Consider the following 20,326-nt stretch of genomic DNA (forward strand, 5'->3'; position numbering starts at 1 on the left):
TCGTGCATCACGCGGGAAAGCACTGATTTTTTGCAGCATCCCCTCGGATTCTGCAGGGGCGGGCTCGGTCTACCATAGGGCGGACCGCCACAGAACGCCTGGCCGGAGCAGGCCGGCCCAACCAGGAGACAGCCCATGCTGGGATTGATGCAGAAACAGCCCTTGCTGGTTTCCAATCTGCTGAGTTTCGCCGAGCGCCACCATGGCGACAGCGAGATCGTGTCGCGCCGGGTGGAGGGTGACCTGCACCGGTGCACCTACCGGGACGTGGCCCGCCGGGCGCGGCAGTTGGCCAATGCGCTCGACGCGTGGGGTGAACTGCCGGGTGCGCGCATCGGTACGCTGGCCTGGAACGGCTATCGCCACCTGGAGCTCTATTACGCCGCCGGTGGCAGCGGCCGGGTGGTGCACACGCTCAATCCGCGGCTGCATCCCGAGCAGATCGTCTGGATCGTCAACCATGCCGACGACCAGGCGCTGTTCTTCGACCTCACCTTCCTGCCCATCGTGCAGGCCATCTGCAAGCAGTGCCCCGGTGTGCGGCACTGGGTGGCCCTGACGGACGAGGAACACCTGCCGCGCGACACCGGCATTCCGGGACTGCTGGCCTACGAAAGCGTGCTGGCCGAGCACGGCGACGACTACAGCTGGCCCGAGTTCGACGAGAACACCGCCTGCGGCATGTGCTACACGAGCGGCACCACCGGCCATCCGAAGGCCGTGCTGTACAGCAACCGTTCGTCCGTCCTGCATGCCTACGCCGCCAGTCTGCCCGACGTGATGGCGCTGTCGGCGCGCGACGTGGTGCTGCCCGTGGTGCCGATGTTCCACGTCAATGCCTGGGGCATTCCGTACTCGGCGCCGCTGGTGGGGGCCAAGCTGGTCTTTCCGGGTCCGGGCCTGGATGGCAAGTCGCTCTACGAACTGATGGAAAGCGAGCGCGTGACTTTCGCCGCCGGCGTGCCGACGGTCTGGCAGATGCTGCTGACCCATCTGCAGACCCACAGCCTGCGGTTTTCCACGCTGCAGCGCACGGTGATCGGCGGCTCGGCCTGCCCGCCGGCCATGATCGACACCTTCGAGCGCGATTACGGCGTGCGGGCCATGCATGCCTGGGGCATGACCGAGATGAGTCCGCTGGGGACGCTGGCCACGCTCAAGAGCAAACACGACGGCATGGACGAAAGCCTCAAACGCACCCTGCTGGCCAAGCAGGGGCGTGCCATCTTCGGCGTCGACATGAAGATCGTGGGCGACGACGGACGCGCTCTGCCGCACGATGGCCAGACCTTTGGCGATCTCTATGTGAAGGGCCCCTGGGTGGTCGAGGGCTATTACCGCCAGGCGGGCGAGGGGCCGTTGGTCAACGGCTGGTTTCCCACGGGCGATGTCGCCACCATCGACGAGGACGGCTACCTGCAGATCACCGACCGCAGCAAGGACGTGATCAAGTCGGGCGGCGAGTGGATCAGTTCGATCGCGATCGAGAACCTCGCCATGTCGCATCCCGGGGTGGCCATGGCGGCGTGTATCGGCATGCCCCACCCCAAGTGGGACGAACGGCCCATCGTGGTGGTGGCGCGCAGGCCCGGAAGCACGGTCAGCCGCGAGGAACTGCTGCAGCATTACCACGGCAAGGCCGCCAAATGGCAGGTGCCCGACGATGTGATCTTTGTCGATGCGATCCCGCTCGGCGCGACCGGCAAGATGCTCAAGACCCGGCTGCGCGAGCAGCTCAAGGATTACCGTTGGCCCGGGGCCTGATCGGCGCGGCCGGCCGGGAGCGGTCTGTTCCATGTCCATGTTTCTGTGTCTGAAAGCAAGCGGATGACTGCTCTTTACCAATTCCTCGGCGACATCGCCGTGATCACGCTGGATCACCCGCCCGTGAATGGCCTGGACCTCGCCACGCGGCGTGCCGTGGTTCAGGCGCTGCTGCGCGCGCAGTCCGACGGCGCGGTGCAGGCCGTGGTGCTCGACGGCGCGGGCCGGACGTTCTCGGGCGGAGCCGACATCAAGGAATTCGGCACCGACCGGGCCATGCAGTCCCCGCACTTGCTGGATGTGATCGAGCTCATCGAGTCGTTCGGCAAGCCCGTGGTGGCGGCCCTGCATGGCGCGGCCATGGGGGGCGGTCTGGAGCTCGCGCTGGGCTGTCATTACCGGGTGGCTTCGGCCGGCACGCGGCTGGCGCTGCCCGAGGTCAAGCTCGGCCTGCTGCCCGGAGCCGGAGGGACGCAGCGCCTGCCGCGCGTGCTGGGTGTCGAGGCGGCGCTCAACCTCATCCTGTCGGGCGAAGCCGTGCTGGCCGAGGCCGTGGCCCGGCTGCCGGGCCAGAAGCTGCTTGATCTGCTGGTCAGCGATCCGCAGCAACTGCGCGATGCCGCGGTTTCGTTTGCGCGTTCGGTCGCGGCTGACCGTCCGCTGCCGCAGGTGCGCCGGCTTCCGGCCGGACATCCGCAGGGCGCGGCGTTCTTTCAGTTCGCGCGCAACACGGCTCGTGCGATGGCACCCCATATCCCGGCTCCGCTGGCCTGCGTGGATGCGGTGGAGGCCGCCACCACACGTCCGTTCGAGGTCGGGCTGGCCTACGAGCGCGAGCGTTTCATGGGCCTCATGTACACACCCGTGAGCCGGGCCCTTCGCCATGTGTTTCTGGCCGAACGCGGCACGGCCCGTATCGCCGATGTGCCCGATGACACCCCGCGGCGGCCGGTCCTGGCCGTCGGCGTGGTGGGCGCGGGCACCATGGGCAGCGGCATCGCGGTCAACTTCCTCGATGCCGGTTTGCCCGTGGCCTTGCTCGAGAGCAGCGCGGAGGCACTCGAGCGTGGCACTGCCGCCGTGACCCGCATCTTCGAGGGCCGGGTCAAGAAAGGAAAGCTGTCGGCCGAAGCCTGTACCCAGCGGCTGGCCCTGCTGCAGCCGACGCTCGACGACAGCGACCTGGGCCGGGCCGATCTGCTCATCGAGGCGGTATACGAGGACTTCGATGTCAAGGCTGCGGTGTTCCGGCGGCTCGACGCGGTCGCCAAGCCCGGTGCCATCCTGGCCACCAATACCTCCACACTCGATGTCGACCGCATCGCCGCCTGCACGCGACGGCCGCAGGATGTGGTGGGGCTGCACTTCTTCAGCCCGGCCCATGTGATGAAGCTGCTGGAAGTGGTGCGTGGACGCGAAACCGCACCCGACGTGCTGGCCACCGCGATGGCCCTGGCCCGCCAGATCAAGAAGACGGCCGTGGTCGCGCGGGTCTGCGACGGCTTCATCGGCAACCGCATGCTCGAGCAATACTTTCGGCAGGCCGGTTTTCTGCTCGACGAGGGGGCCACGCCGGGCCAGATCGACCAGGCCATCGAGCGCTTCGGACTCGCCATGGGGCCGTTCCGCATGAGCGACCTGGCGGGCAACGACATCGGCTGGGCCATCCGCAAGCGGCGCTACAGCGAACAACCGGACATGCGCTACAGCGGCACCGCCGACCGGCTGTGCGAAATGGGCCGGTTCGGCCAGAAAACCGGTGCCGGCTGGTACGACTACCAGCCCGGCCAGCGTTCGGCGCTGCCGAGCGCCGAGGTCGCGCAGATGATCGAGGCGCACCGCGCGACTCTGGGTCTCGCACCGCGCCGCATCGGCGACCAGGAAATCGTGCAGCGCCTGGTCTATGCGCTGGTCAACGAGGGGGCCAGGCTGCTCGAGGAAGGCATCGCTGCCAAGTCCGGCGATATCGACATGGTCTACCTCACGGGCTACGGATTTCCGGTCTGGCGGGGCGGACCGATGCATTTTGCGGACCAGCAGGGCCTGCTGTCGGTGGTGCAGACGATGCGGCGGTTCGCCGCCAATCCGCACGACGACGCCGCTTTCTGGCAGCCCGCACCCCTGCTCGAGAAACTGGCCGCTCAAGGCGGCTCGTTCGGGGCCGATCATTCAAGAGGAGGAGCCGCGTCATGAGCCGCGCCGTCATCGTTTCAACCGCCCGCACGCCCCTGGCCAAGAGCTGGAAGGGCGCCTTCAACCTGACCCACGGTGCCACGCTGGGCGGGCATGCCGTGCAGCACGCCATCCTTCGCGCCGGGCTGGAGCCGGCGCAGGTCGAGGACGTCCTGATGGGCTGCGCAACCCCCGAGGGGGCGACCGGCGGCAACATCGCGCGCCAGATCGCCCTGCGCGCGGGCTGCCCGGTCACCACGTCCGGCATGACGGTGAACCGTTTCTGCTCGTCGGGTCTGCAGACCATCGCGCTGGCGGCTCAGCGCATCGTCGCGGGTGAATGCGAGGTACTGGTGGCCGGTGGCGTCGAGAGCATCTCGTGTGTGCAGAACGAGGCCAACCGCCACATGGCCGAAGAGTCCTGGCTGCTCGAGCACAAGCCCGAGATCTACTGGAACATGCTCCAGACGGCCGAACAGGTCGCCCAGCGCTACGGCATCGACCGGGAGGCCATGGACCGGTACGGCGCCGCCAGCCAGCAGAAGGCCGAGGCGGCACGCCGGGCCGGGCTGTTCTCGGACGAGATCGCGCCCATCACGGTCGTTGCCGGCCTGGCCGATGCCGTCACCGGGCTGCGCACACGCGAGCTCACGGTCAGCGACGACGAAGGCATACGCCCCGGCACCACGTTCGAGGCGGTCAGCACCATACGCCCTGCGTTGCCGGGCGGACGGGTGGCGGCCGGCAATGCCAGCCAGTTCTCCGACGGAGCAGGCGCCTGTGTGGTGGTGGACGAGACCTACGCCCAGCGCCACGGGCTGGTGCCGCTGGGCCGGTTCCTGGGGTTTGCCGTCGCCGGCTGCGAGCCCGACGAGATGGGCATCGGCCCGGTCTTCGCGGTGCCCAAAGTGCTGGATCGGCTGGGCCTGTCCGTGAAGGACATCGATTTGTGGGAGCTCAACGAAGCGTTTGCGGTGCAGGTTCTCTACTGCCGCGACCGGCTGGGCATTCCGCCGGATCTCTTGAACGTCAACGGTGGCGCGATTGCCGTGGGCCACCCTTACGGCATGAGCGGCCAGCGGCTGGTCGGGCATGCCTTGATCGAGGGCAAACGCCGTGGCGCCCGGCGCGTCGCGGTCACGATGTGCATCGGCGGCGGCATGGGGGCCGCCGGGATTTTCGAAATTCTTTGAAATCCATGATGAACTGAAAGCCTGTGCCCGATCCATCGGATGGGTACTCATTGCTATGAAAAAAGGAACTCTCCTCGTTGAGATGGAGTGATCTGCGGACGTTTGTCACGCCGCAGCGCCATGAGCTGGGCTAGACTTCCGCGCGGGGCGATCGCCCGATCGTCCCGTTGCCGCGGCCTCAGGGTCCGCGCTTGCACCGATTTTGGTGTTTGTCCTGTCTTCTTCCATGAGCACCCCCCGTAAACCTGTCTCGCACGAAAAAGCACGTTTTCCGATCCGGCCTCTGCCGCATCTCATCTTTGCCAGCCGCTGGCTGCAACTGCCGCTGTATCTGGGCCTGATCCTGGCCCAGGGCATCTACGTTTTTCACTTCTGGGTTGAATTGGTCCATCTGCTCGAGGCGGCCTTCGGCAACACCGACGCGCTGCACAAGCTGGTCAGCAGCATCGGCTACAAGACCGATGTCATGCCCACCGGTCTCAACGAGACCATCATCATGCTGGTGGTGCTGGCGCTGATCGACGTGGTGATGATCTCCAACCTGCTGATCATGGTGATCGTGGGCGGCTACGAGACTTTTGTCTCGCGCATGAACCTCGAGGGCCATCCCGACCAGCCGGAATGGCTGAGCCACGTCAACGCCAGCGTGCTCAAGGTCAAGCTGGCCACGGCCATCATCGGCATCAGCTCCATCCATCTGCTCAAGACCTTCATCAATGCCGACAACTATTCGGACAAGGTGCTGATCTCGCAGACCGTGATTCACATCACCTTCCTGCTGTCCGCCATCGCGATCGCCTATTGCGACCGCCTCATGACCCCTGTGGGCCATGGCAAGGACGTATCCGACCACTGAACCGAGCCGGGTACGGTGCGTTTCGGCGTGCCGTGCCCTTCATCTTCCATGATCAAACACATCGTTTTCTGGACTTTCCACGAGCAGGCCGACGGCGCCGACAAGGCCGCCAACCTGACGCGCGCCAAGGCGCTGCTCGATGCGTGCGCATCGCTGGTCCCCGGCACGCTGGCCTTCGAAGTGGCCATCGCGCAGCCGGGGATGGACTGCACCTACGATCTGGTGCTGTACTCGGCGTTCGAGGACCAGGCAGCACTCGACGCCTATCAGAACCATCCTCAGCATGTGGCGCTCAAGCCCTTCATGAGTGCGGCGCGCAAGGAGCGCCAATGCATGGACTACACCGTGTGATGGCCGTTCCGGGCGGCCGTTGATCGGCGCTCGAAAAGGCCCCCGATCGGGCTATCGCGACTGAGACAGGAGAGGCCATCTCTTGTGCGCACAATGACGCGTGCAGGCACTGGGCCTGCCCCTGTACCGCAGGCGCGGGGCAGGGCACGACCACCGGGCCGGCAGGAGACGACATGGCGCGCAACATCCAGCAACTGTTCAATCTCGAGGGCCGCACGGCCCTGGTCACGGGCGGTTCACGCGGACTGGGACTGCAGTTCGCCCAGGCCCTTGCAGAGGCCGGCGCCCGCGTGGTCATCAGTTCGCGCAAGGCCGCCGAGCTCGAGCAGGCCGCCGCCGGCCTGCGCAGTGCCGGGCACGACGTGCACGCCGCGGCCGCCGACTGTGCGGATCCCGCCGACCTCCAGCGCCTGTGCGACGACGCCCATCGGCACCTCGGCCATCTCGACATCCTGGTCAACAACGCCGGTGCCACCTGGGGCGCCCCCGCCGAGTCGCATCCCCTCGAAGCCTGGGACAAGGTCATGAATCTGAATGTCCGCGGTTATTTCCTGCTGTCGCAGGCCGTGGCACGGGCCTCGATGATTCCCAGGCAAGGCGGCAGCATCATCAATCTGGCCTCGATTGCCGGGCTGGGGGGCAATCCGGTGTCCATGCAGACCCTGGCCTACAACACCTCCAAGGGTGCAGCCATCAATTTCACCCGGGCGCTGGCGGCCGAATGGGGACGCTACAACATCCGGGTGAATGCGATCTGCCCGGGCTTCTTCCCGAGCAAGATGACCCATGGCCTGCTCGAGGCCACGGGCGGGCCGGACGCCATGGCGGCCCGCGCCCCGCTGCGACGGCTCGGCGACGACGAGGACCTGAAGGGCCTGTGCCTGCTCTTTGCATCGGACGCCGGCAAACACATCACCGGGCAGTGGCTGGCCGTGGACGGCGGCATGAGCGTGGTGACCGGCGGCTGAGCAGGTTAGAGTGGCGGTTTGCCCGCGCAGACGAGCGGATGCAGGGGGTCTCGCCCCGATCGCACCCGGCTTTGCACCGGCACGGACCCGCCACAAGGACTAGCCCCATGACACCCGATCCCCGTTTCGGCGTCGAGATTCCCTTCGTCAGCCTGCTGGGCTTCACGCTCGAACAGTTTGCCGATGGCGCCTCGGAACTGCATTACACCCCCGAGGAAGCCCACCTCAACTCGTTCGGCGTGGCCCACGGCGGTGCCTGCATGACCTTGCTCGATGTTGCGATGGCGACCGCTGCGCGCAGTGTCGAAAAAGACATGGGCGCGGTGACCATCGAGATGAAGACCAGCTTCATGCGGCCCTCCCGGGGGGCACTGGTGGCTCACGGCAAGCTGTTGCACCGCACCGCCACCATGGCGTTCACCGAAGCACGCATCGTCGATGCCGCCGGCCAGCTGTGTGCCCACGCCACCGGCACCTTCAAGTATGTCAAGCGCCTGCCCGTGGGGCCGCGCAGCACGCAGGGGTTGCGTCCCGTCTCGACCGACTGAGGGCGACCGCGTTCGGGCGGGTGCGGCCATCGCCCTGGCGGGAAGCCGCGCGCAAGCAAGGGACGGGCGTTTGCGCTAAAGTCGCGCCCCATGCCTGCCGACCATCACCCCATGCCCGACACCCGACCCACTTTCCGGGACCTGCTGGCCCTGCGGTCCTACATCAGGTTCTGGGGCACACGTCTGCTGGGCACCGCGGCCACGCAGATGCTGATGGTCGCCATCGGTTGGCAGATGTACGACCTGACCGGCAGCGCCTGGGACCTGGGCCTGGTCGGCCTCTACCAGTTCGCCCCCGCGCTGCTCCTGACCCTGCTGGCGGGCCATGCGGCCGACCGGTTCAACCGTGCGCGCATCGTGGCGATCTGCCTCGGTGTCGATGCGGTGTCGGCCATCATGCTGGTGACGGCGACCGAAGGCCACTGGGTCACCCGCGATCTGCTGCTGGGGATCTCGGTCGTGCTGGGCATGGTGCGGGCGTTCCAGATGCCGGCGCAGCAGTCGCTTGTGCCTTCGCTGGTGCCGCCGGCCATGCTGCCGCGGGCCATGGCTTTCTCGTCGGCCGGGCTGCAGGCGGCCATCATCGGCGGGCCGGCGCTGGGGGGCCTGATCTTTGTGGCGGGCGCCTCGGCGGTGTACGCCACCAGCGCGGTGCTGTTCATCGGCGGCTGCCTGCTGATGGCGGGCCTGCGCTACAACTACACGCCCCAGGCGCGTGCGCCGATGTCTCTCGACAGCCTGTTCGCCGGTGTGCGTTTCATCTGGCAGCGCAAGCCGGTGCTGGGCGCGATCTCGCTCGATCTGTTTGCGGTGCTGCTGGGGGGCGCGGTGGCCTTGCTGCCCATGTTCGCCAAGGACATCCTGCACACCGGGCCTTGGGGCCTGGGCCTGCTGCGGGCGTCGCCGGCCTTGGGCGCGCTGGTCACCTCGGTGATCCTGACCCGCTGGCCGCTCGAGCGGCGCGTGGGGCCCCGACTGCTGGCCGCGGTGGCGATCTTCGGCGTGGCCACGCTGGTGTTTGCGTTCTCCCGCAATCTGGTGCTGTCCATGGCGGCCTTGGCCGTGACCGGTGCCATGGACATGGTCAGCGTGGTCGTGCGCCAGACCCTGGTGCAGCTCGAGACGCCCGACGCCATGCGCGGCAGGGTGAGCGCGGTCAACTCGGTGTTCATCGGCGCGAGCAATCAGCTCGGCGAGTTCGAGTCGGGTGCCACGGCGGCCTTGCTGGGACCGGTGGGCTCGGTGGTGCTGGGCGGGGTGGGGACGATTGCCGTGGCGCTGTGCTGGCGGCGGCTGTTTCCGGAACTTGCGCAGCGAGACCGTTTGAACTGATCCAAGTCAAACTTTTGTTTTGCTAGCACCAGGTGACTGCATGCGGTCGTCTTATGCTGACTCGCTCGGTTTTCGAGGGATTTTTGCCCGATCGACCCGGGCAAAAAGGGTTGAGTCCGGCGAACGGCTGTGGAACACTCTTCGGTTCAGTAAGGGGGGACAGGTCAAAAATTGCCTGTCGACACAATAATGTCGTGATAGGCCAAGCAAGACATGGATGCGACCGAAAACACCGCGCAGCAGGCAAGTCAAGCCACGACGCTGCGTCATCTGCAATCGATACTCGACTACAACACCGACTGGATCTGGGAAGTCGATGCCCAGGGCCGCTACACCTATAGCTCCAATGCGTGCCGGGTTCTGCTGGGTCGTCCGCCCGAGGACGTCGTCGGCCGGACGCCGTTCGACTTCATGCCCGACGGCGAGCAGCAGCGCGTGATGCGCATTTTCCAGCAGTACGCGTCGACGCACTCGGCCTTCAGGGGGTTGGTCAACCGCAATGTCAGGCCCGACGGCTCCATCGTCGTTCTCGAAACCAGCGGGGTGCCGTTGTTCAACCCGGCCGGCGACTTCGTGGGTTACCGGGGGATCGATCGCGACATCACCGATATCGGCGAGCGCTATCTGCAACTCGAGGCCGTCTGCGACTTCGTGCCCGTGCCCTTGTGCATCGTCGACGTGCAGCGGCGTTTCGTGATGGCCAACCAGGCGCTGGCAGCCGTGCTGGGCATGGCGACTTCGGCCATCGAGGGGCAGCCTGTGAGCCAGTTCCTGCCCGGACTCGACGCCTGTCTGGTGGCCAGCTTCGCCGCTCTCGATACGTTGGGCAGCGAGGCGCAGCCCGAGCTCGAGATCGGTGCGCGCTGGTTCCATCTCACCATCACCACGCTTCCCGACGATCCGCGCGATCGTCCGCGGCTGTCGGTTGCCATGACGGACATCACCGCTCAGAAGAATGTCGAACAGGAGCTCGCGCGCATGAACCGCCAACTGGCGCGCCATGCCTACGAGGACTACCTCACCGGCCTGTTCAACCGCCGCCACCTCGACAGCGTGCTGCGGACCGAACTGGCCCGTGCACACCGCGCAGGCGCTCCCACCTCGCTGTTGATGCTGGATCTCGACCACTTCAAGCAATACAACGATCGTTTCGGCCACCAGGCCGGAGACGAGTGCCTGCGGCTGGTGGCCGACAAGATCGCCACGGTGATCAGCCGCAAGGGTGATTGCCTGGGGCGTTTCGGCGGCGAAGAGTTCATGGCGGTGCTGCCGCATACCCCGCCCGAGGGCGCCCATGCGGTGGCCTTGCGTCTTCAGCAGGCCATGCGCGGCCTGCAGATGCCCGAAGGCGCGCAACCGGCGAGTGGCATCACCCTGTCCGCGGGTGTCGCCACGCTGTATCCCGATGTGTCCCGGCAACCCTTCGATGCGGATTCGGCTGCGTCCTGCCTGCTGCAGGCGGCCGACCAGGCGCTGTACCGCGCCAAGAGCGCCGGACGCAACCAGATCGTGGTGCACGACGCGCTGTGGTCGCAGGCCTGCCCCGTGGCATCGGCCTGAGCGAGCCGCCTTCGGACCCGGCTGACACGCGAGCCGGCCCGGCGGGGTGTCGCATTGCAGTCACATTTGTGCAGCGGCCGTTAGCGATACCCGGTAACGAAGGCATGGCCGGAAGCCGGACCGCTACAATCGCCGCGTTGGTGCTCGCCATTCATGTTCAGTGGGTGGCAGTTCAACGGGAAGCAGGAGAGCCGCGGCAGACAGGATGCCGTGCTCGTGCCTGCGCTGCCCCCGCAACGGTCAAGCGGACGGGGTTGGATGGAGGAGGGTGGGGTACGGCGTGAGAGCGTGTACCCGACAGGTCCATCCCGATGCCCCACCTGCATCACAGATGCCACTGGCTGCCTTGAACAAGCGGCTGGGAAGGCGATGCAGGCGTGCCGCCAGCCCGGATACCGGCCAACACAGCGGCTGCCGGCCTGCTTCATGCAGGGCGCGCCACATTACCCAAGGATTGTCGGGGAGGGCGGTCCAGGGGGTCCGTGCTTTTCTCATTCCAATGGCTATTTTTCACCCCACCGTGCGCTTGACCGCACTGGCCGCCGCTGCATGGCTGGCGACGTCCGCTCAGGCCCAGAACAACAAAGAACCGCAACTGGCTGAAACCGTGGTCACGGCCACCCGCAGCGAGGCGCGTGCCAATGCGGTGGTGAGCGACGTCACCGTCATCACCCGCGAGCAGGTCGAGCAGTCTGCCGGCCGCACGCTTGCGGAAGTGCTGCAGCAATACGCCGGTGTGCAGATCGCCGCCAACGGTGGACGGGGCAAGGCCGGCAGTGTCTTCATCCGTGGTGCGGAATCGCGCCATACGCTGCTGCTGGTGGACGGCGTGCGCTATGGTTCGGCCACGCTGGGTATACCGACCTGGAACAACATCCCGCTGGCCAGCATCGAGCGCATCGAAGTGCTCAAGGGGCCGGCCTCTTCGCTGTACGGTGCCGACGCTGCGGGTGGCGTGGTGCAGATCTTCACGCGGCGCGGCACCCAGGACGGTGCCCATCCCTATGCCGAAGTCACCGTGGGCAGCCACGACTACCGCGGTGCGGCCGCAGGCGTGAGCGGCAAGGCCGGCCAGGTCGGCTACAGCCTCAATGCGAGCGGCTTCAACGACGGCGGGATCTCGGCGACCAACGGCAAATATGCCGCAGCCTACAACCCGGATCGCGACGGCTTCCGTCAACGTTCCGTCGATGGCGCTTTCGATTGGGACTTGACGCGTGACTGGACCTTGTCCGGCGGTTTCCTGCGCAGCGAGAGCAGCAACTATTACGACGGCAGCTATTACGACAGCAGCTTTGCGGCCGTCCCGGCAGACAACCCGCACGGCCGCCTCAACACCTTTGTCGGCCGTCTGGGTCTCAAGGGACAGGTCACCCGGGTCTGGACCACACGCATCGACTACCGTCAAAGCCGCGACGACAGCAAGGACTGGACCGTCAGCGGCCAGTCTGCCGACATCTTCAAGACCCGTCAGGATCAGTTGACATGGCAGAACGACATCGTCACGCCGGTCGGCACCGTGGTGGCCGGCCTGGAGCGGCTGGACCAGCGTGTCGACGGCACGACTGCGTATGAGGTGACACGCCGTTCGATCACGTCGGTGTTTGCCGGCATCAATGGCGAGGCTGCAGGCCACACCTGGCAGGCCAGCGTGCGCCGGGACGACAACTCGCAATTCGGTGACAAGACCACCGGTCTGCTGGGCTATGGCTATCAATTGCTGCCCAGCCTGCGTGCTCATGCCAGTTACGGCACGAGTTTTGTGGCGCCGTCGTTCAACCAGCTGTATTACCCGGGTTTCAGCAATACCAAGCTCGAACCCGAAAAGGGCCGCAACGGCGAGATCGGCCTGACCTGGTCGGCGGCGGGGCAAGAACTGTCGGCCACTTATTTCCGCAACAAGATCCGTGGTTTCATCACCTCGGGCGCTCGTCCGGTGAATATTCCGTATGCCCGCATCGAAGGCTGGAGCCTGGGCTACCGCGGCCAGCTGCAGGATCTGTCGCTGTACGCCAATCTCGATCTGCTGGATCCCCGCAACACCGTGACGGGCGACCTGCTGCCGCGCCGCGCCAGGCGCCAGCTCACCGCCGGTGCCGACTATCCCTTGGGTGCCTGGAAACTGGGTGGCGCGCTGCGTGTGGTGGGCGAACGCGAGGAAGCCTTCTTCAACGACGCGACCTATGCGACCGAAAAGAAGGTGCTCGGCGGCTACACCACGGCCGATCTGTATGCCAGCTACGCCATCAACCGCGACTGGAGCGCACAACTGCGCCTGAACAACCTGGCCGGCAAGGACTACGAGACCGCCTACGGCTACAACCAGCCGGGCCGTGAAGCATTCCTGACGCTGCGCTGGCAACCGCGCTGATCGGCCTTGGCGACGCGCTCGGCGACAATCCGCTCATGAGCCTGATCCCGGCCCGCGTTCGCCTGGCCCGTGCGGTGCGTTTCGTGCCCGCACGGCGCCCTTCGCCACCGCATCGTCCGCAGAGGGGCGGGGGCGGGGGAGGTGGCGGTGGCGGTGGCATGTTGCGGCGCGCTGCCGGCGTGGTGCTGGGGGCGACCGTCACCCTGATGACGCTGTCGGGCGGGCTCGTCCAGGCCGCCGAGGGCGCGCCGTCTAACGCGGCGGCGATCGTGCTGCAGGATGACCGTGGCCAGACCGTCCGTCTGTCCGGCCCGCCGGCCCGTATCGTGAGCCTGTTGCCCTCGCTGACCGAATCGGTCTGTGCGCTCGGCGCCTGCGACCGGCTGGTCGGGGTCGACGATTATTCCAACTGGCCCCCGCAGGCGGCCGCGTTGCCGCGCCTGGGGGGACTGGACACGACGCAGATCGAACGTGTCGTGGCCTTGCGCCCCGATCTGGTGCTGCTGTCCCGCTCGTCGCGCGCCGCGGTCCGGCTCGAAGCGCTGGGGTTGAACGTCGCCTCGTTCGAGCCGCAATCGCTGGACGACGTCGCCCGGGTGCTGGAGCGCACCGCACGCATGCTGGGCTTGCCCGACGCACCGCGCCGCGCGCAGTCTCTGTGGCACACGCTCGACGCCGAGGTGACACAGGCCGCCGCCACGCTGAAGCCGGCCCAGGCCCGTCAGCGGCTTTATGTCGAACTGGCCAGCGGCCCCTATGCGGCCGGCCCGTCTTCGTTCATCGGCGGGTTGATGGAACGGCTGGGAGCCCGCAACATCGTCTCTGCCGAACTGGGAGCCTATCCTCGCCTCAACCCGGAAACCGTGCTGCAGGCGCAGCCCGATCGCATCGTCGTCGGCGCCTACGGTGCGCGCGAGATGGCGTCGCGACCCGGTTGGTCTCGACTGCGTGCCTTGCAGCAGGACGCCGTCTGCGTTTTCGCTGCCGACGAGATGGATGTGCTGGTCCGCCCCGGACCCCGGCTGGGCGACGCCGCGCGGCTGCTGGCGGACTGCCTGGCGGGACGCATGGCCGGCCTGCGCGGCGAGCGGGTGGACGCACGCGGGGACGCCGCCCCCGACGCCGGGAGGCGCCCGTGAGCGCTCCTTCTGCCCAGACGTTTGCGACCGAGCCTGCAAGAGCCGAGTCGTCGGCCCGCGCGCAGGTCATGCTGGCCACGATGCTGGCTCTGGCGACCGGGGCGATGATGGTCGCCGGGCTGCTCATCGGCAGCCTGGGCTGGATGCCGTGGACGGCCTGGCGCGACGTGTTCTTCGATCCGTCCTCGGCGCTGGCCACGGTGGTGTGGGAGGTGCGTCTGCCCCGCACGCTGTGCGCCTGGTTGGCCGGCGCGCTGTTGGGCCTGTCCGGCGCGATCGCGCAAGGGCTCTTCCGCAATCCACTGGCCGATCCGTATCTGCTGGGCAGTGCGGCAGGCGCCAACCTGGCTGTCGCGCTGCTGTTGATCGCCGTCGGTGCAACGCCCGGACTGGACAGCCTGGGCTTGAATCTGGGTCTCACCGGGGCGGCCTTTTGCGGCGCCGTGCTGGCCGTGCTGCTGACCCTGACGCTGGCCCGCGGCACGCGTCAGCCGCTGCGCCTGCTGCTGGCGGGCGTCGTGGTCAGCATGGTCCTGGGCGCGCTGGCTTCGCTCGCGATGGCGCGCCACCCCCAACTGCTGCAGGCCATGCAGGTCTTCATGCTGGGCACGACGGCCTTTGCCGGCTGGACGGCAGCCGGGGTGCTGGCGATCGCCGCCGTGGGCGTGGTGCTTCCTGCATGGGCCTGTGCGCGGGCGCTGGATGTGCTCAGCCTGGGCATCGATTCCGCCCGCAGCCTGGGGCTGCCGCTGGGGCTGGCCCAAGCCGTGCTGATCGGTGCGCTGGCGCTGGGAACGGCCGCCGCCGTGGCGCAGGTCGGCCTGGTGGCCTTCATCGGTCTGGTTGCGCCGCATCTGGTTCGGCTGGCGGTGCGTCCGCTGCATCGCAGCCTGCTGCTGCTTTCGGCCCTCATGGGCGGCGCGTTGCTGCTGGCGGCCGATATCCTGGCGCGGGCTGCCATGGCCCCGCAGGAGCTGCCGGTCGGCGTGCTGACCGCGCTGCTCGGCGGTGTCTATCTGCTGTGGATGATGTCGAGGCGCCAGGCGTGAAACCCACGACACCGTCTCCATCCGACAGGGGCGCGCTGGCCGCACACGACCTGAGCATCCGTCTGGCCGGACGCGACATCGTGCATGCAGCCGATCTGCGTTTGCCCGCCGGCCGCTGGACGGCCATGGTGGGTCCCAACGGCAGTGGCAAGTCGACCCTGCTCAAGGCGCTGGCGGGTCTGCTGCCGGCCCGGCGCGGCGGTGTGGAGCTGTTGGGACGGCCGCTGAACGACTGGAACGGCCGTGAAAGAGCCCGCACCCTCGCCTGGCTGGGCCAGGACGAAGCCGTCAGTGCCGAGCTGCACGTCCGCGACATCGTCATGCTGGGGCGTCTGCCCCATCAGGGGTGGCTGGGCCGGCCCGGCGATGGAGATGCCCACGCCGTCTCCCGCGCCATGGTTCTGGCCGGCTGCGAAGCGCTGGCCGACCGCCTGTTTTCCACCTTGTCGGGCGGTGAACGCCAGCGGGTCCTGCTGGCCCGCGTGCTGGCGGTGCAGGCAGAGGTCATGCTGATGGACGAGCCCCTGACCAATCTCGATCCGCCCCATCAAGCCGACTGGGTGAAGCTGGTGCGTGGCCTGCGCGACGCGGGCACGACGTTGCTCACCGTGCTTCACGAGCTGGGCGCGGCCCTGCAGGCCGACGATCTGCTGCTGGTGCGCAACGGGCAGGTGCTGCACCATGGCGCCGTGGCCGAGGCCGCGACCCGCCAGTGCCTGATCGATGTGTTCGACGGCCGCATCGAATTGCACGCCGTGAACGGCCATTGGCTTGTCCTTCCGCATTGAAAGAACGACTATGGAAATTGTTGTCCCTCCCACCGAAACCCCTTACGAGAAGCCCACCGGCGAGCGCCGCGGCCTGATCATCGTCAACACCGGCAACGGCAAAGGCAAAAGCACGGCCGCCTTCGGTCTGGCGATGCGTGCCCATGGCCGGGGCAAGGCCGTGAAGATCTACCAGTTCATGAAAGTGCCCAGTGCGCGTTTCGGCGAACACCGCGCGTTCGAGACACTCGGCGTGCCGATCGAGGGACTGGGCGATGGCTTCAGCTGGAAAAGCAAGGATCTCGAACACTCGGCGCAGCTCGCGCGAGACGGCTGGGCGCGTGCCCGGGCCGACATCCTGAGCGGCGAGTTCTTCATGGTCACGCTCGACGAGGTCACGTACCCGCTGATCTACGGCTGGCTCGATCTGGCCGACGTGCTCGCCACGCTGCAGGCGCGGCCAAGTTCGGTGCATGTGGTGCTCACCGGGCGCGACTGTCCCCCGGAGATCGTGGGTCTGGCGGATACGGTCACCGAGATGCGTGCCGTCAAACATGCTTTCGATGCCGGCATACCGGCGCAGCGCGGCATCGAAGATTGAGTCGGGGCTCGCCGACGGCCCCGAGGAGCCCGACCTCACGTATGCTTGGGCGCTCAGACCGTCCGCAATCCCTTATGCCGAATACCGATTCCTATCAGGCCAAATCCGCCGAGAGCCGTGCAAGGCGTGACCAGTGGGTCGACGCCAGGCTGCTCGACGTGTTCATGCACAACTCGTATTCGGGCACGCCGCTGCGCATCGCCATCGTGCTGACCACGTCCATCCTGCTGTGGCAGGAGATCGACCACACGGCCGTGCTGGCCTGGCTGGCACTCGCCCTGGCGCTGATCTTCGTGCGGCACTACGTCTACACCCGCTACCTCAAGCTGCACGCCAGCCTCTCGGAAGACGGCATGCTGAGACGCTTCAAGTTGCGCATCGGCTGGCTGTGGGCGGTCAGCGGTCTGGTGTGGGCGGTTGCCTTCTGGATGTGTTACGGCAAGGTCTCGATCTCGCTGCAGGCGGCATTCCTGCTCATCATGGTCACCTTCATCGCGATGGCCGTCGATCGTTTTTCTTCGTGGCCCGCCGTGCTGTACTGGTACACGAGTTTTGCGTTCGGCGGCGTGATCGCCGTCATGCTCGTCCACGCGCTGTCGGTGGGCTGGAGCGACATTCCGGTGATCGAGAGTTTCCTGATGATCATCGTCGGTCTGTGCTGGCTGATCCTGCTCATGGGGGGCGACCGTTTCCATCAGGTGCTGCAGAGCACTTTCAGGCTGCAGTACCGCAACCAGCAGCTCACGCGCTCGCTGACCCGCAAGACCGAAGCCGCCTTGCGCGCCGCGGCACTGAAGAACCGGCTGCTGGCCGCTGCCAGCCACGACATCCGCCAGCCCATCCATGCGCTGTCGCTCTATGCCCAGTACCTCGAAGACGATCCTTCGCAAGGCGGCGAGCTGGCCCCCCGCATCGTGCAGGCCAGCCGCGCCATCAACAACCTGTTCGACTCGCTGTTGAGTTATGCGCAGATCGAGTCGGGCGGCATGAGCCTTCGCATCGCACCGGTGCGTGTCGACCAGATGCTGAACGACCTGTACGTGGTGTTCGAGCCGCTGGCGCGCGAAAAAGGTCTGGTGCTGCGCCTGCGTCTGCCGAGCCGGCACGTGACGCAGCTGTCCGATTCGGTGCAATTGCGGCGCATCGTCGGCAACCTGCTGGACAATGCCATCAAGTACACCCACAGCGGTGAAATCCTGCTGTCGCTGCAGATCCGTGTCACCCCCGGCGGGCACCACAGGGCCTGCGTCAGCGTGGTCGACACCGGTCAGGGCATCCCCGAGCAATACCAGAACGACATCTTCGGCGAGTTCATCACCGTGCCGTCGTTTGCGCGCAGCCCGTCGACCGGTGGCGTCGGTTTGGGGCTCGCCATCGTCTCGCGGCTCGCGCACGCGCTGGGCCATTCGCTGCGCATGCGTTCGCGCGTGGGGCGCGGATCGACCTTCCGCATCACGCTCGACGACAGCGTGACCAGCCAGATCGACCCGCAGGCCCGGGTGGCCGCCGAAGTCTCGGCCCTCTGAGGGCGGCTTCGGCCGCGCAAAAAAAAAACGGCCCGAAGGCCGCGGCGGATCCACCTGCTCGGTGGACCGGTCAGGCTCGTCCGCCGAGCCGTCAGCTCTGCAGGTAGCCGTGACGGCGTGCGTAATGCACGGCCTGGCTGCGATTCTTGACCTGCAGCCGGCGGAACAGCCGCCACAGGTGAACCTTGACGGTGTGCTCGCTGATGGCGAGCTTGTCGGCGATGTCGCGATTGCTCAGGCCTTCGTCGAGCATGCCGATGAGCTGCTTCTGGCGCTTCGACAGCGTCTGGCTGCTGGCGCCTGCCGTTTCCGCAAGGTCTTCGTCGATGGCCAGCAGGCTCGCCAGCGCGGACTGGATCTGCTGTGCCGGTGCCGATTTCTCGATGTAGACGTCGGCGCCTGCAGCCAGGCAGGGACCTTCCATGTCGTCGGCAGGCGAGGCAGAAATCACGGCCAGCGGCAGTTCGGGAAACATGGCACGGACCTGCATGACACCGGAGACGCCGGTGGTGTCCGGCAACTTCAGGTCGAGGCAGATCAGTCGCGGCTCACCGTGCGTGCGCACGGCCGAGGCCAGCGCAGACAGCCGTGCCAGCTTGACGATCTGGCCGTCGGGATAGAGCCTGCGGAGCATGATGCCCATGGCATCGCTCATGAGCGGGTGGTCGTCGATGACGTAAAGGCACATGGTTTGTAGTGGCCGGTTCAAGTGTGGGTGGTTGACCGAGGAAAAACTCACCGTGTGGTGGCGGAATCCGGTGCAGCATTCGATGCAGCCTCGGAATCTTTTTGAAGCTGGCTCAGTACGTTTTGTAACGCGGAGTGACTGGTTTCGTCAACCGGGTCGAACCGGGTCACCTCGGCTTGGTAGGCGGGCCAGCCTTGCGTCTTGAGCCGGGCGATCAGTGCCGCGGCATCCTTGGGCGAGGCAAAACCGCCGCTTTGCAGCAGAGTCTGGCCTTCGGCAGAGTTGAGCTTGAAATAGAACAGGCCATCGGCTTCGCGGTATTGCTTGAAGCTCGCGCTGCGCGTCGCAGCCGTGTTTCGGGCGGCAGCAGGCGCGGCGACGGCCACCAGCGGGCGCAGGCCTGCTGCTTGGCGCACCGTGGCCAGCAGCGGGGTCGCATGGGCGCGGGCCTTGGCTGCACCGGCATGCAGGATTTCCTCGAGACGCTGCGGATGGGCGATGAGGTCTTCGTACTGGGCTCGCATGGGCGCCACGGTCGTGTCGACCTTCTGGAACAGCAGGTCCTTGGCATCGCCCCAGGCCACGCCGTCGGCATAGGCCTGGCGCATGGCCTCGGTTTCAGCGGGCGTGGCAAAGGCCTGGTAGATCTGGAACAAGGCACTGCCTTCGACGTCCTTGGGCTCGCCGGGCAGGCGCGAGTCGGTCAGCAGGCCGCCGATCAGCTTGCGCAGGCCGGCCGTCGGCGTGAAGAGTGGGATGGTGTTGTTGTAGCTCTTGCTCATCTTGCGGCCATCGAGGCCGGGCAGGGTCGAGACCTGCTCGTCGACGGCAGCCTGGGGCAGCACCAGGTGCTCGCCGTAGAGATGATTGAAGCTGCTGGCGATGTCGCGTGCCATCTCGATGTGCTGGACCTGGTCGCGGCCCACCGGGACGAGGTGGGACTTGAACATCAGGATGTCGGCAGCCATCAGCACCGGATACATGAACAGGCCAGCCGTGACGTCGGCATCCGGATCCTGGCCGGCAGCGGCGTTCCGGTCGACCGAGGCTTTGTAGGCGTGCGCGCGGTTGAGCAGGCCCTTGCCGGTCACGCAGGTCAGCAGCCACATCAGTTCCGGAATCTCGGGGATGTCCGACTGGCGATAGAAGGTCACGCGCTCGGGATCCAGACCGGCGGCAATCCAGGTCGCGGCGATTTCGAGCGTGGAACGCTGGATGCGTGCCGGTTCGTCGCACTTGATCAGCGCATGGAAATCGGCGAGGAAATAGAAACTCTGGGTGTCGGGCTGGCGGCTGGCTTCGATGGCCGGACGAATGGCGCCGACATAGTTGCCCAGATGGGGCGTGCCCGTCGTGGTGATTCCCGTGAGTACACGTTGAATGGTCATGTTGTTCGATCGCGGGCGGGCAGTCCGCCTGTAGCGACTATTTACTACAAAAA

At 66.7% G+C, this 20,326-nt stretch carries 17 protein-coding genes and 1 riboswitch; of the genes, 15 read left to right on the top strand and 2 right to left on the bottom strand.

The features are described 5' to 3' along the window. Positions 1–135: 135 nt before the first annotated feature. From EC845_RS01435 to EC845_RS01505, 15 genes are all read left to right on the top strand, one after another. A complete protein-coding gene (locus tag EC845_RS01435; protein WP_123295447.1) occupies positions 136–1,764 on the top strand; it encodes a 3-(methylthio)propionyl-CoA ligase in 1,629 nt (542 codons plus the stop codon). Between the two features lie 63 nt (positions 1,765–1,827). After that, complete coding sequence (locus tag EC845_RS01440; RefSeq protein ID WP_123295448.1) at positions 1,828–3,957, top strand: 3-hydroxyacyl-CoA dehydrogenase NAD-binding domain-containing protein; 2,130 nt, start codon at positions 1,828–1,830, stop codon at positions 3,955–3,957. Continuing rightward, the gene (locus EC845_RS01445) at positions 3,954–5,129 is read left to right on the top strand and encodes an acetyl-CoA C-acyltransferase (RefSeq protein WP_123295449.1); all 1,176 of its coding nucleotides are present in this window, start codon (positions 3,954–3,956) and stop codon (positions 5,127–5,129) included. The genes EC845_RS01440 and EC845_RS01445 overlap by 4 nt, the downstream gene beginning before the upstream one ends. A gap of 226 nt (positions 5,130–5,355) precedes the next feature. Continuing rightward, positions 5,356–5,985 carry a YqhA family protein gene (locus EC845_RS01450; RefSeq protein ID WP_123295450.1) on the top strand — a complete coding sequence of 210 codons (630 nt, stop codon included), beginning with the start codon at positions 5,356–5,358 and terminating at the stop codon, positions 5,983–5,985. A gap of 48 nt (positions 5,986–6,033) precedes the next feature. Beyond that, positions 6,034–6,336, top strand: coding sequence for a Dabb family protein (locus EC845_RS01455; protein ID WP_123295451.1), 303 nt, complete (start codon positions 6,034–6,036; stop codon positions 6,334–6,336). 173 nt (positions 6,337–6,509) lie between these two features. Beyond that, positions 6,510–7,304: an SDR family oxidoreductase gene (locus EC845_RS01460; protein ID WP_123295452.1), complete on the top strand. Its 795-nt coding sequence runs from the start codon at positions 6,510–6,512 to the stop codon at positions 7,302–7,304. 107 nt (positions 7,305–7,411) lie between these two features. Beyond that, positions 7,412–7,852 (top strand): PaaI family thioesterase, encoded by a 441-nt coding sequence (locus EC845_RS01465; RefSeq protein ID WP_123295453.1) that lies wholly within the window; start codon positions 7,412–7,414, stop codon positions 7,850–7,852. Between the two features lie 111 nt (positions 7,853–7,963). Next, entirely contained in the window at positions 7,964–9,184 is a 1,221-nt protein-coding gene (locus EC845_RS01470) for an MFS transporter (RefSeq protein ID WP_199739696.1), read from the top strand. Between the two features lie 213 nt (positions 9,185–9,397). Further along, the gene (locus tag EC845_RS01475) at positions 9,398–10,744 is read left to right on the top strand and encodes a diguanylate cyclase (RefSeq protein ID WP_123295454.1); all 1,347 of its coding nucleotides are present in this window, start codon (positions 9,398–9,400) and stop codon (positions 10,742–10,744) included. A 121-nt stretch (positions 10,745–10,865) separates the two neighbouring features. Next, a riboswitch (cobalamin riboswitch) is annotated at positions 10,866–11,163 on the top strand. Positions 11,164–11,243: 80 nt separating this feature from the next. Beyond that, on the top strand, positions 11,244–13,115 hold the full coding sequence (locus EC845_RS01480) for a TonB-dependent receptor domain-containing protein (RefSeq protein ID WP_123295455.1): 1,872 nt from the start codon (positions 11,244–11,246) through the stop codon (positions 13,113–13,115). Between the two features lie 35 nt (positions 13,116–13,150). Next, positions 13,151–14,254, top strand: coding sequence for an ABC transporter substrate-binding protein (locus EC845_RS01485; RefSeq protein WP_233597896.1), 1,104 nt, complete (start codon positions 13,151–13,153; stop codon positions 14,252–14,254). 68 nt (positions 14,255–14,322) lie between these two features. Continuing rightward, positions 14,323–15,303: a FecCD family ABC transporter permease gene (locus tag EC845_RS01490; RefSeq protein ID WP_370451248.1), complete on the top strand. Its 981-nt coding sequence runs from the start codon at positions 14,323–14,325 to the stop codon at positions 15,301–15,303. Continuing rightward, positions 15,300–16,091 (top strand): ABC transporter ATP-binding protein, encoded by a 792-nt coding sequence (locus EC845_RS01495; protein ID WP_123295457.1) that lies wholly within the window; start codon positions 15,300–15,302, stop codon positions 16,089–16,091. Before EC845_RS01490 ends, EC845_RS01495 begins: the two co-directional genes overlap by 4 nt. Positions 16,092–16,101: 10 nt before the next feature. Beyond that, positions 16,102–16,671, top strand: coding sequence for a cob(I)yrinic acid a,c-diamide adenosyltransferase (gene cobO, locus EC845_RS01500; RefSeq protein WP_123295458.1), 570 nt, complete (start codon positions 16,102–16,104; stop codon positions 16,669–16,671). Between the two features lie 74 nt (positions 16,672–16,745). Beyond that, the gene (locus tag EC845_RS01505; RefSeq protein ID WP_158615580.1) at positions 16,746–18,197 is read left to right on the top strand and encodes a HAMP domain-containing sensor histidine kinase; all 1,452 of its coding nucleotides are present in this window, start codon (positions 16,746–16,748) and stop codon (positions 18,195–18,197) included. 91 nt (positions 18,198–18,288) lie between these two features. On the opposite strand, the gene EC845_RS01510 is transcribed toward EC845_RS01505, so the two are convergent. Together EC845_RS01510 and EC845_RS01515 are read right to left on the bottom strand one after the other, a co-directional pair. Continuing rightward, the gene (locus EC845_RS01510) at positions 18,289–18,885 is read right to left on the bottom strand and encodes a response regulator transcription factor (protein ID WP_123295460.1); all 597 of its coding nucleotides are present in this window, start codon (positions 18,883–18,885) and stop codon (positions 18,289–18,291) included. A 47-nt stretch (positions 18,886–18,932) separates the two neighbouring features. After that, complete coding sequence (locus EC845_RS01515) at positions 18,933–20,273, bottom strand: tryptophan--tRNA ligase (protein WP_123295461.1); 1,341 nt, start codon at positions 20,271–20,273, stop codon at positions 18,933–18,935. Between the last annotated feature and the right edge of the window lie 53 nt (positions 20,274–20,326).

Source organism: Comamonas sp. BIGb0124 (assembly GCF_003752175.1).
Classification (GTDB): domain Bacteria; phylum Pseudomonadota; class Gammaproteobacteria; order Burkholderiales; family Burkholderiaceae_C; genus Comamonas_F.